14 protein-coding genes and 1 pseudogene are annotated in these 13613 nt (G+C 72.1%); 8 read left to right on the top strand and 7 right to left on the bottom strand.

The features are described 5' to 3' along the window. Positions 1 to 32 precede the first annotated feature (32 nt). The 4 genes from ACWEPL_RS54520 to ACWEPL_RS54505 all read right to left on the bottom strand — a co-directional run bounded on the left by ACWEPL_RS54520 (position 33) and on the right by ACWEPL_RS54505 (position 5245). Positions 33 to 2330 carry a xanthine dehydrogenase family protein molybdopterin-binding subunit gene (locus ACWEPL_RS54520; protein WP_452441235.1) on the bottom strand — a complete coding sequence of 766 codons (2298 nt, stop codon included), beginning with the start codon at positions 2328 to 2330 and terminating at the stop codon, positions 33 to 35. Positions 2331 to 2400: 70 nt separating this feature from the next. Then, on the bottom strand, positions 2401 to 3849 hold the full coding sequence (locus ACWEPL_RS54515) for a multicopper oxidase family protein (RefSeq protein ID WP_363979065.1): 1449 nt from the start codon (positions 3847 to 3849) through the stop codon (positions 2401 to 2403). Continuing rightward, positions 3846 to 4235 (bottom strand): hypothetical protein, encoded by a 390-nt coding sequence (locus ACWEPL_RS54510; RefSeq protein WP_225963822.1) that lies wholly within the window; start codon positions 4233 to 4235, stop codon positions 3846 to 3848. The genes ACWEPL_RS54515 and ACWEPL_RS54510 overlap by 4 nt, the downstream gene beginning before the upstream one ends. Then, complete coding sequence (locus ACWEPL_RS54505) at positions 4232 to 5245, bottom strand: carboxymuconolactone decarboxylase family protein (protein WP_452441234.1); 1014 nt, start codon at positions 5243 to 5245, stop codon at positions 4232 to 4234. The genes ACWEPL_RS54510 and ACWEPL_RS54505 overlap by 4 nt, the downstream gene beginning before the upstream one ends. Before the next feature lie 167 nt (positions 5246 to 5412). Here ACWEPL_RS54505 and ACWEPL_RS54500 point away from each other — a divergent pair, with 167 nt between their 5' ends. The 6 genes from ACWEPL_RS54500 (at position 5413) to ACWEPL_RS54475 (ending at position 10382) form a co-directional block, all read left to right on the top strand. Beyond that, positions 5413 to 6573, top strand: coding sequence for a sensor histidine kinase (locus ACWEPL_RS54500; protein WP_452441233.1), 1161 nt, complete (start codon positions 5413 to 5415; stop codon positions 6571 to 6573). Beyond that, positions 6570 to 7229 (top strand): response regulator transcription factor, encoded by a 660-nt coding sequence (locus tag ACWEPL_RS54495; RefSeq protein WP_350723993.1) that lies wholly within the window; start codon positions 6570 to 6572, stop codon positions 7227 to 7229. Before ACWEPL_RS54500 ends, ACWEPL_RS54495 begins: the two co-directional genes overlap by 4 nt. 19 nt (positions 7230 to 7248) lie before the next feature. Further along, a complete protein-coding gene (locus ACWEPL_RS54490; RefSeq protein ID WP_452441231.1) occupies positions 7249 to 7848 on the top strand; it encodes a sulfite oxidase-like oxidoreductase in 600 nt (199 codons plus the stop codon). A gap of 1 nt (position 7849) precedes the next feature. Beyond that, positions 7850 to 8563: a ferredoxin reductase gene (locus ACWEPL_RS54485; protein WP_452441230.1), complete on the top strand. Its 714-nt coding sequence runs from the start codon at positions 7850 to 7852 to the stop codon at positions 8561 to 8563. Positions 8564 to 8574: 11 nt separating this feature from the next. After that, positions 8575 to 8841 (top strand): DUF6510 family protein, encoded by a 267-nt coding sequence (locus tag ACWEPL_RS54480; RefSeq protein ID WP_185069447.1) that lies wholly within the window; start codon positions 8575 to 8577, stop codon positions 8839 to 8841. Positions 8842 to 8975: 134 nt separating this feature from the next. Continuing rightward, entirely contained in the window at positions 8976 to 10382 is a 1407-nt protein-coding gene (locus tag ACWEPL_RS54475; RefSeq protein WP_350723999.1) for an LCP family protein, read from the top strand. A 300-nt stretch (positions 10383 to 10682) separates the two neighbouring features. On the opposite strand, the gene ACWEPL_RS54470 is transcribed toward ACWEPL_RS54475, so the two are convergent. Both ACWEPL_RS54470 and ACWEPL_RS54465 read right to left on the bottom strand, forming a co-directional pair. Then, on the bottom strand, positions 10683 to 11249 hold the full coding sequence (locus tag ACWEPL_RS54470; protein ID WP_355193070.1) for an NADPH-dependent F420 reductase: 567 nt from the start codon (positions 11247 to 11249) through the stop codon (positions 10683 to 10685). A 74-nt stretch (positions 11250 to 11323) separates the two neighbouring features. Beyond that, positions 11324 to 11920 (bottom strand): TetR family transcriptional regulator C-terminal domain-containing protein, encoded by a 597-nt coding sequence (locus tag ACWEPL_RS54465; protein WP_452441228.1) that lies wholly within the window; start codon positions 11918 to 11920, stop codon positions 11324 to 11326. 66 nt (positions 11921 to 11986) lie between these two features. On the opposite strand from ACWEPL_RS54465, the gene ACWEPL_RS54460 reads away from it, so the two are divergent. Further along, a complete protein-coding gene (locus ACWEPL_RS54460; protein ID WP_452441227.1) occupies positions 11987 to 13255 on the top strand; it encodes a cytochrome P450 in 1269 nt (422 codons plus the stop codon). Here ACWEPL_RS54460 and ACWEPL_RS54455 read toward each other — a convergent pair. Further along, positions 13218 to 13388, bottom strand: a complete 171-nt coding sequence (locus tag ACWEPL_RS54455; RefSeq protein WP_363979036.1) for a DUF3073 domain-containing protein — start codon at positions 13386 to 13388, stop codon at positions 13218 to 13220. The two genes, ACWEPL_RS54460 and ACWEPL_RS54455, sit on opposite strands and share 38 nt — an antisense overlap. Before the next feature lie 87 nt (positions 13389 to 13475). Here ACWEPL_RS54455 and ACWEPL_RS54450 point away from each other — a divergent pair. After that, positions 13476 to 13613 (top strand): annotated as a pseudogene (locus tag ACWEPL_RS54450) (transcriptional regulator); the annotation flags it as partial.

The raw sequence follows: 13613 nt of genomic DNA, 5'->3' as shown, positions 1-13613 counted from the left end.
CGCCGCTGCCGAGGCCCGGCGACGCGACCGGCTCACGAGGTCTCGGCCACCCCCGCGAGCAGGGACCAGAGCGAGTACGGGGTCAAGGGGACGTCGGTGATCCGGCCGGCGATCTCCGGGAGGGCGGCGGCCACGGCGTTGGCGATGGCGGCCGGAGGGCCGATCGTGCCCGACTCCCCCACCCCCTTCATCCCGCCGGGCGTCAGCGGCGACGGCGTCTCCAGCATCACGACCTCGATGTCCGGCACCTCCCGCGTCGTCGGCAGGAAGTAGTCGGTGATGGGCTGGCCTTCGGGGGTGTAGACGATCTCCTCGGTGAGCGCCTGGCCGATCCCCTGGACCACGCCGCCGCGGATCTGGCCTTCCACGACGGCCGGGTTGACCAGCACCCCGGCGTCGTTGACGACCCAGTAGCGCTCCACCTCGACGGCCCCGGTCTCCGGGTCCACGGCCACGGCGGCCGCGTGGGCCCCGTAGGCGAACGTGTAGGCGTCGGGGTCGTAGCTGACCCGTTCCTCCAGGCCCGGTTCGACCCCGTCCGGGAGGTCCCAGCCGCGCCACGCCGACGTGGCCAGCTCCCGCAGCGTGAGGGACGCCGCCGGGTCGCCCTTCACCCGCACCACGCCGTCGGCGATCTCCAGGTCGTCGGGGGCCGCCTCCAGGCGGTGCGCGGCCAGGGCCACGAGCTTGCCGCGCAGCCGCTCCGCGGCCCGGGTGAGCGCACCGCCGCCGACCACGAGCGAGCGGCTGGCGATCGACCCGACCGACGAGTACGGCGTGGCCGCCGTGTCCCCCAGCACCACCCGTATCCGCTCGATCGGCACCCCGACCCGGTCGGCCGCGAGCTGGGCCAGCGCCGTCTCGATGCCCTGCCCTATCGACACCACCCCCGACGACACGACCACCGACGCGTCCTGCTCCATGCGCAGGAACACCGACTCGTAGCCGCCCGCCTGGATGCCGGCGTCCCTGAACTCCTTCGAGGGCCCCATGCCGGTGGTCTCCACATGGCAGGAGTAGCCGATGCCGCGCCTGCGCCCGTCGGCCTTCTCGACCGGGGTGACCAGGTCGCGCAGGGTACGCAGGGCGTGCGGGTAGTCGCCGGAGTCGTAGCGCTGGTAGACGCGGTTCGTGTACGGCAGTTCGCCGGGCCCCAGCATGTTGCGCAGCCGCAGCTCGACCCGGTCGATCCCCAGCCTGCGGGCCGCCTCGTCGATCAGCCGCTCCCTGGTCAGGCTGCCCTCCGGCTGCCCGAACCCGCGGTAGGAGCCGGTCGGCGTGGTGTTCGTGACGACGCCGCGCACGCGTACCGCCACCCGGTCGAACCGGTACGGCCCCGGCAGCAGGGTGGCCGTCACCGCGAAGGTCGACGCGCCCACGTTCGAGGGGTGCGCGCCGATGTCGCCGACCAGGTCCACGTACATCGCCACGAAGCGCCCGTCCCCGTCGAGCGCCAGCCGCCCCCGGTGCACGGCGGCCCGCGCCGGCAGCGTGGCGACCAACCGGTCGCCCGGTGACTCCGACCAGCTCACCGGCCGGCCCAGGCGCATCGAGGCCAGGCAGATGAGCGCCTCGTCCGGGTAGACGTGCTCCTTGCCGCCGAACCCGCCGCCCGTGTCGCGGCTGATGACGCGTACCCGGTCGTGGGAGAGCCCGAACGCCTCCGCCAGGTGCTCGCGCACCTGGTGCGGCGCCTGCGAGGAGGTGTGCACGGTCAGCTCGTCGTCGGCGTACGAGGCCACCACGCCGCGCGGCTCCATGGGGTGCGGCGAGACGCGGCCCATCGTGAACGTCAGCTCCACGACGTGCGCGGCCCCCTCGACGAAGGCGGCGCAGTCCTCGTCGCCCATCGTGAAGTCGGTGAGCACGTTCGTGCCCCACTCCGGATACAGCAGCGGGGCCCCGTCCCGCATCGCCCGCTCCGTCCCGACCACCGCGGGCAGCTCGTCCAGCGAGAGGTCGACGAGCTCGGCGGCGTCCCTGGCGGCCTCGGGGGTGCGGGCGACGACGAGCGCGAGCGGCTGGCCCGCGTACCTGATGGCGTCGTCCAGCACCCGGTAGGACTGCAGCCGCTGGCCGGGGGACAGGTGGACGCACGGCAGGAGCAGGTCGGGGGCGTCGCCGGGGGTGATGACGTCGAGCACGCCCTCGACCGCCCAGGCCGCCTTGGCGTCGCAGCCGAGCAGCCGCCCGTGGGCGATGGGGCTGCGGACCACGTACGCGTGGACCGTTCCCGGCAGCCGCACCGCCCCGACGTACCTGCCTCGACCGGTCAGCAACCTGGCGTCTTCCCGCCGCGGCGTCCTGGCGCCGACATAAGGCTCACCCATGGTCCCGATTCTGAGCGCGCCCGCCCCGACTGTCGATGACCCCACCCCCTCCCGGTGGACCGACGCGGGGTCATACCACCTCGAAAGCCGCCATCATCGCCATGTCCTCGTGTTCGAGGTTGTGGCAGTGCAGCACGTACCGCCCCCGATAGTCGGTGAACCTGGTGACGATCTCGACGGTCTGCGCCTCGCGCAGCTCGACGGTGTCCTTCCACTCGGGCGGCCCCTGCGGTCGCTCCCCGTTCACCGTCAGCACCTGGAAGTGGTCGAGATGCAGGTGCACGGGATGCGCGACGTCGCTGGTCAGCCGCCAGACCTCGATGTCCCCGAGCCTGGGCCTGGCCTCCATGCGCTTGGGGTCGAACGGCTTGCCGTTGATCAGCCACCCCATCCCCCCGCTGCTGAACTCGAAGTCCCGCGTCACCTTCGCCTTTCCGGGATCGAGCGCCTCCACCGTGGACAGCCGCTCCGGCACGGACGACTCGTCCTTCTCGTCCCGATCCACGGCGAACCGCATGACCCTCGCCTGCGCGCCCTCCCCCGCCAGGTTCCGCAGCTCGACCTGCCGGCCCACCTTGTACGCGGAGAAGTCGACCACCACGTCGGCCCGCTCGCCGGGAGCCAGCCGGAGCTGCCGCACCGTACGCGGCCGAGCCAGCAGTCCGCCGTCGGAGCCGATCTGGACCAGCGGCCCGCCGGTCGCCAGCTCGTACGTCCGGGCGTTGGAGGCGTTGCACAGCCGCAGCCGGTACCGGGCCCTGGCCACCCGCAGCTCGGGCCACGGCGCCCCGTTCACCAGGATCACGTCCCCGAGCACACCCCCCATGTACGCCTCCCGCACCCCGGGCCGGCCCTCCAGCGCCGGATACAGCATCGTGCCGTCTGCGGCGAACGACCGGTCGCAGATCAGCAGCGGCAGGTCGCGTTCCCCGGCGGGCAGCGGCAGCGCCTCCTCCTCCGCGTCCCGCACCAGGAACATCCCGGCCAGCCCGCGCCAGACCTGCGGCCCCGTGTAGTCCATGCGATGGTCGTGGTACCAGAGCGTGGCGGCCCGCTGCTCCAGCGGGAACACGTACTCGCGGGACGCCCCCGGCGCCACCAGGTCGGTGGGGAAGCCGTCGGACTCGGGCGGGGTGTGCCCGCCGTGCAGGTGCAGGACGGTCGGCTCGCCGAGCTGGTTGACCAGCTTCACGACGGTCCGCCGCCCGGCACGCGCCTCGATGGTCGGGCCGGGGAACGTGCCCCCGTACCCCCAGATCCCGGTACGCAGGCCCGGCAGCACCTCCACCTCGGCCGCCCGCTCGGTCAGCTCGTAGAAGTCGGCCCCGCCCGCGCTGCGCACCGGCTTGGCCGTCTCCGGGACCGGCAGCGGCACCGCGTACGGCCTGGGCAGCGGCGCCGCGCTCGTCAGGAGCTGCGGCTGCGGGGTTCCGGCGATCAGCGAGCAGCCCGGCACCCCGGCCACCGCCACCGCGCCCAGTCCCAGCAGCCGCAGCACGTCGCGTCGCGTGTGGGTCATTGCCGCGCCATGACCCGGTTGAGCTGCTCGACGCCTCCGTGGAACATCAGCACCCCCAAGGGCACGTGCAGGACCTTCAGCCCAGCGACTCCGAGAATCGCCTGCACCACCGTGGCCACCAGGAGGATCACCGCCGGAAGGATGAACTTGGCCTTCCCACCGCCGGGCCAGCGGACAAGGATCGCCGCGACGACATGGACGATCCCTATGACGAGCAGGGCGACGGCCGTAGCCATGTGCAGCGCCCGGCCGCCGGGCGTGGAGAGCAGCAGGCCCGCCGCCACCGCCTGGAACAGCAGTGCGACGGCGTGCAGGGGCGCCACGACCTTGAGCGCCCACATGGGCCAGGTCGCCGGCCGGACGGCAAGGGTCTGTTGCGCGGTCATGATCGATCTCCCGGGAGTGTTCGCGCAGGGAGGGCTTCCCCGGCGGTGATGAAGGTCTCCATGCGTTCCATGGCCGAGGCGGCGCCGAACGCGCAGAGCCGTACCAGGTCGGCGTCCGGCCGCGAGCCGCGCCAGGCGGCCACGTCCGCGTCGGTCGCCCGGTACGGCGCGAGCGCGGCGAGCAGGGCCAGCCGCGCCCCGGCGCGCTCCCCCGCCGGAACCTCGGCGAGCGGCGCGTCCAGCCAGGCGCCGCTCATGGGCGGGTGCTCCCCGTCCCAGGCCGCCACCGTGTCCGCCACGGCGGCGCGGGCGGCGTCCCCGAGCAGTTCCCCACCGGCGGCTCCGGCGGCCCGCAGCGCGGCGTAGGCGGCGCCGGCGGCCGTGCCGGCGCCCCAGGCGGGCTCCGGCCGCGCGGGCAGGTCCGCGACCAGGGGCAGGCTCGCGCCCGGTGTCAGCCGCCTGCGCACCGTACGGGCCATCACCCGGCCGCCCACGCTCCTGACCAGGCGCGATTTCTGGAGGTTCGCGGGCAGGAGGTTCTCGGTGAGCAGGGCCGAGGCCATGCGGTTGATGAAGTGGAAGGTCAGCGCCGTGCCGACGTGCTCCGCCCCTATCCGGGCCCCGCCGCGCCGCGACGTGGCCCAGGCCAGCAGCGCGGCGTGCTCGGGGTCGTCGGGCGTGCCGCCCGCGGCGATGGTCTCCGCCAGCCGGTGGTCGCCGGTCGCGTGCAGCAGCGTCGTGTGCGCGGCCACGCAGAACGGGCACCGGTTCGCCATCGACACGCCCAGCGCCACGACCTCCTTCCCGGTCCTGGACGCGGTCCCGGCCAGCAGCGACTCGCGCAGCGCGGCCCAGGTCGCGGCGAGCACGTCCGGCGCGGGCGACAGCGTCAGGAAGACCGCCATGCGCGCCATGCCGAAGTCGTCCGCGAGTTGCGCGTAGACCTGGGCCACCCGGCCGGTCGCCGCCTGCGGCTGCACCGGCGTGACATAACGGAACTGTGTCTCCATAGCCGGACATCGTGGTATTTCTCAGGCCCTCGGGGCGTCGTGCCGTGGTTGACTCATGCACCTACCGCCCAGGAAGCACCTTCGTGCGGAGTACTGCGCCGGGAGTAGTCCGGAATTACATCCAGGCGGCGAGGATCGTGCCCTGGTCAACGCTCTAATGTGCAGAGATGACCTTTCTGCGCGGATGGCACCCGCTCGCCGTGGACAGCGCGCTCGCCGCCGTCGTGGCCGTCATGCTGGCCGCCACCGTGCTGGTCACGCCGCAGGCGGGCGCCCTGGACCTGGCCGCCGTCCTGGTCGGCTCGCTCTCCCTCGTCGCGTGGCGCCGCGCGCCCCTGGTGCCGCTGGTCGTCGGCACGGTCAGCATGCTCGTCTTCTCCGTGCACGCCCAGCCGGGCCCGCCCGCCGCCTTCCCCGTGCTGATGGCGGTCTTCGCCGCGGTATGGGCCGGACACTTGCTGCTGCCCGCGCTGGCGAGCGCGGTGTTCCTGGGCGTCAGCCTGGCGACCGACCTGGCCACCGCGACCGGGCAGAGTCCCAAGGACATCGTCCAGGGAACGACGTTGCTGCTCGGCTGGTTCCTGGCGTCGGGGGTGACGGCGACGGTCGCCCGGCAGCGGCAGGCGTACCTGGAGCAGGTCGAGCAGCGGGCCGCGGAGGCCGAGCGCACCCGTGAGGAGGTCGCGCGCCGGCGCGCGGGCGAGGAGCGGCTCAGGATCGCCAGGGAGCTGCACGACTCGCTCACGCACAGCATCTCGGTCATCAAGGTGCAGGCGGGCGTGGCCGTGCACCTGGCCCGCAAGCGCGGCGAGGACGTGCCCGGGGCGCTGCTGGCCATCCAGGAGGCCAGCGGGGACGCCATGCGCGAGCTGCGCGCCACGCTGGAGGTGCTGCGCGACACCGACGCCGCGGACGGCTCCGACGGCTCCGGCGCGCAGGACAGCCGGCTCGACCGGCTCGACGACCTGGTGGAGCGGGCCCGCTCGACCGGGCTGGCCGCCACGGTGACGATCTCGGGGGTACGGCACGAGCTGCCGCCCGAGGTCGACCGGGCCGCGTACCGGATCGTCCAGGAGGCGCTCACCAACGTCTCCAGGCACGCGGGCGGGGCGGCGGCGTCCGTACGCGTCGACTTCGGCGGCGACGAGCTGGTCGTGCAGGTGGACGACGACGGCCTGGCGAGCAGGGACGCGCCGCCCGTGCCCGGCGTGGGCCTGCTCGGCATGCGCGAGCGGGTCACGGCGCTCGGCGGCCGGCTGCGGGCCGAGCCCCGCCCGGAGGGCGGCTTCACCGTACGCGCAGAGCTTCCACTGGGGGAACCGACGTGATCCGCGTGCTGCTCGTGGACGACCAGGCACTCATCCGCGGCGGCTTCCGCGCCCTGCTGGAGGCCGAGGACGACATCGAGGTCGTGGCCGAGGCCGCCAACGGCGAGCAGGCCCTCGCCCTCGCCCTCGAACACCTGCCCGACGTGGCGCTCGTCGACGTCCAGATGCCGGTGATGGACGGCATCGAGGCGACCCGGCGCATCGCGGCCGACGAGCGGCTGAGCGAGGTCCACGTCGTGATCCTCACCAACTACGGCCTCGACGAGTACGTCTTCAACGCGCTCAGGGCGGGTGCGAGCGGGTTCCTGGTCAAGGACACCGAGCCCGCCGACCTGCTGCAGGGCGTCAGGGTCGCGGCCCGCGGCGACGCGCTGCTGTCCCCCGCCATCACCCGCCGCCTCATCGGCGAGTACGTGGCCCGCCGCCCCGAGCCGGACCCGCAGGGTCTGGAGGTGCTCACCAACCGCGAGCGCGAGGTGACCGCGCTGGTCGCCCGCGGCATGTCCAACGACGAGATCGCCGCGCACATGGTGATCAGCCCGACCACCGCGAAGACGCACGTCAGCAGGGCCATGACCAAGCTGCGGGCACGCGACCGGGCACAGCTCGTGGTCTTCGCGTACGAGTCGGGCCTGGTGACACCGCGTCAGAGCTGATCGCGTGATGAAATGAGGCGTGAACATCATTTCGCGCGGTTTCCGCGGACGGCACCGGCCGGATGGCGACCGGGTGCCGCCGGGGCAGTACCTCGTCGACGACTTCCCCGTGCTGTCGGCCGGGCCGACGCCGCGGGTGCCGCTGGACCGGTGGGAGTTCGCCATCGACACCGAGGCGGAGCAGACCCACCGCTGGTCGTGGCAGGAGTTCATGGCACTGCCCAGTGAGACTCCCATGGTCGACATCCACTGCGTGACCAAGTGGACCAAGCTGGACACCACCTGGCAGGGCGTCTCGCTCGACGTGCTCTTCGAGGACGTCGAGACCGCCGCCGAATACGCGCTGATCTACTCGTACGGCGGCTACACCACGAACCTCCCGCTCGAGGACCTCCTCGACGGCAAGGCGTGGATCGTGCACCGCTTCGACGGCGAGGAGCTGGAGCCGCGGCACGGCGGCCCGGCCCGGCTGATCGTGCCGCACCTGTACTTCTGGAAGTCGGCCAAGTGGGTACGCGGCATCCGGCTGCTGAACGAGGACTGGCCCGGCTTCTGGGAGACCGCCGGCTACCACAACTACGGCGACCCGTGGCGCGAGCAGCGCTACGAGGGCGACTGAGGTGCGTCGCCTGGCCTGGCGGGCGGCCGAGCTCGCCGAGATCGTCACCGAGACCGCGACCGCGCGCACGCTGCGGTTCCGGGTGCCCGAATGGCCGGGGCACCTGGCGGGGCAGCACGTGGACGTGCGGCTGACGGCCGAGGACGGCTACACCGCGCAGCGCAGCTACTCGCTGGCCGGCCCCGCCGACGGCGACCTCGTCGATCTGACCGTGGAGACCGCGCCGGACGGCGAGGTGTCGCCGTACCTGACCGAGGTCATCGAGGTCGGCGACCAGGTCGAGCTGCGCGGCCCGGTGGGCGGCTGGTTCGTCTGGCGGCCGGAGAGCAAGGCGCCGGTCGTGCTGGTGGCCGGCGGGTCGGGGATCGTGCCGCTGATGGCGATGATCAGGGCGCGCAGGCAGGCGGGCAGCCGGGTGCCGTTCCGCCTGCTCTACTCGCTGCGCGACCCGGACCGCCGCTACTACGCCGAGGAGCTGCGCCGCCCCGACCCGGGGCTCGACATCTCCTACCTCTACACCAGGTCCGCGCCGTCCGGCGCGTCCCGCCCGGCGGGGCGGATCATGCTGGACGACCTGGCCGAGGGCGGCTGGCCCGCGACCTTCGAGCCCGACTGCTACGTGTGCGGGCCGACAGGGTTCGTGGAGGCGGCGGCCGACCTGCTGCTCGCGCTGGGGCACGCGCCCGAGCGCATCCGTACCGAACGCTTCGGATAGGGGGAGCTCACATGACCGCAGAACACCTCGACGGCAACGCGCTCGCGGGCCCGCTCGGAGAGATCTTCGCCGTGGACGTCACCGCCGCCACCGGCCGCTGCGCGAGCTGCGGCCTCGCGGGCCCGGTCGCCTCGCTCCGCGTGTACGGCCCCGACCCCGGGCTGGTGGCCCGGTGTCCCGGCTGCGAGGAGGTGATCCTCCGGCTGGTACGCGGCCCGGGCACGGCCTGGCTCGACCTGCGCGGCACGGTTTCACTGCGCGTTAACCTGCCCGACTGACGACGTTGGGGACAGATCGTTCCTCATGAAGGTGCCTGACTGAGTACACTCGGGCAGGTTCAACCGGCCGAGATCTGTACGGCGAGGCTCTTGGCCATGGGCGGCGGCCCGCGGCCCCGTCCCTCTGGAGTCACGTGAGCAGCGGGCTAGTCGACGCGCCCCCGTCCGAACCGAGCGCGCCACCCCGGCGGCGCCGCCGCTGGCTGCGCTGGACGATCGCGGTCACCGTGACCGTGGTCCTCCTGGTCGCGGGCGTGGCCGTCGGCGTCTACGCGAAGCTGACCGGCAACGTCAAGCACATCGACGTCACCGCCGACGACCTCGGCGCCACCCGGCCGCCCAAGGTCGCGGGCACCGCCATGAACGTCCTGGTCGTCGGATCGGACCAGCGCGACGGCAAGAACGCCAAGTACGGTCACCACATCGCGGGTGAGCGCACCGACACGATCATGCTCGTGCACGTGTCGTCCAAGCGCGACAACGCGATGGTCGTCAGCTTCCCGCGCGACTCGCTCGTCCAGCTCCCCGCCTGCCGCGCCACCGGCGGCCTGCCCGGCCAGCGGCCGCACCTGGGCATGATCAACGAGTCGTTCAACTCCGGGGGCATCGCCTGCACCTGGAAGACGATCGAGACGCTCACCCACATCCGCATCGACCACTTCGTGAAGGTCGACTTCACCGGCTTCAAGAGCATGGTCAACGCCATCGGCGGCGTCGAGATCTGCCTGCCCGAGCCGGTGAACGACAAGAAGGCCCTGCTCCACCTGCCCGCCGGGCGGCAGACGCTCACCGGCGAGCAGGCGCTCGGCTACGTACGCGCCCGCTACAGCATGGGCGACGGCTCGGACATCGGGCGCATCCAGCGGCAGCAGATGTTCATCGCGTCGATGGTCAAGAAGGTCATGAGCGGCGAGACGCTCACCGACCCCGCCAAGCTGCTGGGCATCCTCGACGCCGGCACCAAGGCGGTGACCACCGACCGCGGCCTGAACTTCGGCGTCATGAAGGACCTCGCGACCAGCCTCCAGGGCCTGAACGCCGGCCAGATCCGCTTCATCACCACCCCCTGGCACTACTCCCTCACCCAGCCCGGCCGGGTGGAGTGGGTGCAGCCGCAGGCTGGCCACCTGTTCCAGATCGTGGCCAAGGACCAGAGCGTCCAGGGCGTCAAGGGCGGCCAGGCCAAGGTGGGCCGTACCAAGATCCAGATCGAGCTCCGCAACGGCACCTGGCGCAGCGGCCTCGGCACCCAGGTGGCCGCCGCCCTGGAGCAGCGCGGCTACCACATCACCAAGATCGGCGACTCGGCCCGCAAGCCGCAGGCCAAGACCACCCTCCTGTACGGGCCCAACGGCGAGACCCGCGTACCCACCCTCACCAACGACCTCCAGAACTCCACGCTGCGGAAGGTGGCGGGGGCGCAGACGAACCGGCTGGTGCTGGTGATCGGCTCGGACTGGACGGGGCTGAAGCCGTTGCGCGCGGACGACACGGAGTCGATCAAGGGCTTCGACGCCACCCACGACACCTGCGCCACCTGACGCCCGGCACACCGCCGCACGAGAGCACCGAGCCCCATCGCACGGCGACGCCAGCGGCGCATCCTCGGCGCGCCACCGCACGAGAGCGCCGGGCCCCGCCGCACCCCACCCCGCCGACGCGGCGCGCCAAGGGACCAGGGCGGCCGAAACGCGGCGCCATGGACCAGCAGCGCGATACGCCACCCGATGGCGGCAGTGCGAGTGCGGTGATCGGCGCGGCGGGAGCGGTGCGCGGTGGGGGGCGGGTGCGCGGTGTGGTGGGCCGGGAGCGGGGGTTCGGTGGCCGGGTGTGGTGGGGGTTCAGAGGGCGTCGGAGAGGCCGCCGCCGTCGATGGCGGTGAAGCCGGCGTCCTCGATCAGCGGCACCACCGCCTTCTTGGCCGCCTCGTCGTCCCCCCAGTAGGGCATGTCGGCCCGTGACCCGCCCCGCTGCCCCACCGTCCCCAGCGTCAGCAGTTCCTTCGAGTACTTCGTGTTGAACGTCCGCACCAGCCGGACCTCCGCCCCGAGCACGTGCTGCTGGTACTGCGGGCTGGTGAGCCCGCCGGGGACGGCGACCACCACGGACAGGCCGTCCCGTTCGGCGATCGGGTTGCTGGGGTCGACGACGATCTTGCCGGAGAGCGCGCCGTCGAGCTCCGCCGACACGGCGCGGAACGCCTCCCACCCCACCGCCAGCACGATGACCTCGCCGAACCGCGCGGCCTCGCTCGGCGTGCCGCCTTGGGCCTGCCCGCCGGTCGCCGCCGTGGCCGCCTCCACGCGGCCGGGGTCGGCGTCGCTGAAGAACACCTCGTGTCCGCCCGTCGACAGCAGGCGGCCAAGAGGCACGCCGAGTCTTCCAGAACCCACGATTGACACACGCATGTCTTGATCACCTCGTCACCGAAAAGAACCCACCAGACCCCGCCGGTGACATTCCTCCCCAGGTCAGAGGCTTGCTACGCGATGAGCAACGAGAGAGCGGCGAGGGAGTCGACGACCTGCCGGGCATCGGGCGTGGCGGCCGGATCGAGCAGCCACTGCAGCAGCAGCCCGTCGGTGATGGCCACCAGCACCGACACGAGCACCTCGGGCGCCACCGGCAGCTCGATGTCGAACTGGGCGACGGCCCGGCGCACCATGTCGGCGCCCGCACGGCGGCAGCGGGCGTACGACTCGGCCAGCCGTTCCCGCAGCACGCTCTCGCGCAGCGCCGCCGGGTAGCCCTCGACGAAGACCACGAGCTGCGGCCGCAGCTCCTCGAACCTGTCGACCAGCTCCGTCATGGCGCGCTCCAGCATCTCCCGCGCGCTGCCCGGCTCCGAGCTGAACATCGCCCGCTCGACCTGGGCGATCCACTGGTCGAAGAACTCGGCGAGGGCCTCGTTCAGCAGCGCGTCCTTGCCGCCGAAGTGGTAGCCGATGGAGGCCAGGTTGGTGCCTGAGGCGGCTACCAGGTCCCGGGCCGTCGTACGGGCATAGCCCTTCTCCTGCAGGCAGCTCACCGCTCCCGCCAGCAGTCTCTCCCGGTATCCACCGGCCTCTGTTCGTGCCACGTGATCCATGCTACAGATATATACAAGCGTCTATGACGGACGTACGTATACAAGGAAAGGTCGGAAATGATTCCTCCAGGGCCGAGACTTCCCTCGGCGATGCAGACGGCATGGTTCATCCGGGACGCGCCCGGCATGCTCACCAGGCTCCGGCGCAAGTACGGGCCGATCTTCACGGTCCGCTTCACCGGCCTCCCGCCGGAGGTCTACGTGACCACCGGGGAGCTGGCCGAGCAGGTCTTCCGGACCGACCACGGCGGCGGACGCGCGGGCGAGGCGAGGCGCGAGTTCCTCGCGCACATGGTGGGCGAGCACTCCGTCCTCACGCTCGACGGCGATCCGTGGTGGCGGCACCGCAAGCTGCTCAACCCGCCGCTGCGCGCCAAGCAGGTCGCCGGCTACCGCGACGACATCGCGGCCATAGCGGCGGAGCGGATCGCGACCTGGCCGCTGGGCAGGCCGTTCGCGCTGCGCGACCGCATGCAGGACATCACGCTGGAGATCATCATCCGGTTGATCTTCGGTATCCGGGACGCCGGGCGCGTCAGCCGGCTCCGCGCGCTGCTGCCCCACCTGATCGAGACCGGCGGGTCCCCGCTGATCCCCATGCTCCCGGAGAAGTTCCGCAGGATCCCGTTCGGGCCCTACCCCCGGTTCGTACGGGTGAGCGCCGAGGTGGACGCGATCCTGTTCGACGAGATCCGCCGCCGCCGGGCCGCGCCAGGAGGCACCGACGTGCTCGGCCGCCTGCTGGACACCGAGCTGGGCGACCATGAGATCCGCGACGAACTGATCACCATGCTCCTCGCCGGGCACGAGACCACCGCCACCGGCCTCGCCTGGGCCTTCGAACGGCTCCTGCGCATGCCCGAGATCCTCGACCGGCTCCCCGACGACGAGACCTACCTCGACGCGGTGGTCAAGGAGGTGCTGCGGGTCAGGCCGGTCGTCTACGAGGCGCCGAGAATGCTCGACGCCCCGCTACGGCTCGGCGAGTACGAGATCCCCGCCGGATGGTACGCCGGACCGTTCATCCCGCTCGTGCACCACGACCCCGCCGCCTTCCCCGAACCCGACGAGTTCCGCCCGGAGCGCTTCCTCGACGGACCCCAGAGCAGGGCCTGGATGCCGTTCGGCGGCGGGCGGCGCTTCTGCGTCGGCGCGCAGCTGGCGCTGCTGGAGATGCGCGTCATCATCCGCGAGGTACTGCACCGCCTGGAGCTCACGGCGCCCGATCAGGCACCGGAGGCCAGGCGGCTGAAGAACGTCACGCTCGCACCCGCGAACCTGACCCGCGTCACTGCGCGCGCTCGGACTCCTGCTCGGACGCCGTAGGCGGATAGATCTCCTCGCTACGCGCATCGGCTCCCAACTCCTCGCGAAGCCGGTCATAGTCGATGTTGTGGTTGGTGTACTTCAGCTGGCGAGCGACCTTCGTCTGCTTCGCCTTGGCTCTTCCTCGGCCCATGGCTACTCCCTAGTCCCCGCTGTCATGCTATCCAACAACGTTACGACTTGAAGAATTATGCAACTGCGCTGGATTAGTCTGGGCTATATGCACGTGGAGGTCCACCAGGCCAAGGCCGACTTCTTCAGAACGCTCGGCCACCCCGCTCGCATCCGAGTGTTGGAGCTACTCCAGGAAGGGCCGCTTCCCGTCCGGGATCTGCTGGCCCAGATCGACATCGAGGCC

The sequence above is a fragment of the Nonomuraea sp. NPDC004186 genome (genome assembly GCF_053603495.1).
Note: the sequence above shows the minus strand (reverse complement) of the source record. Positions and strands in the feature narration are given on the sequence as shown.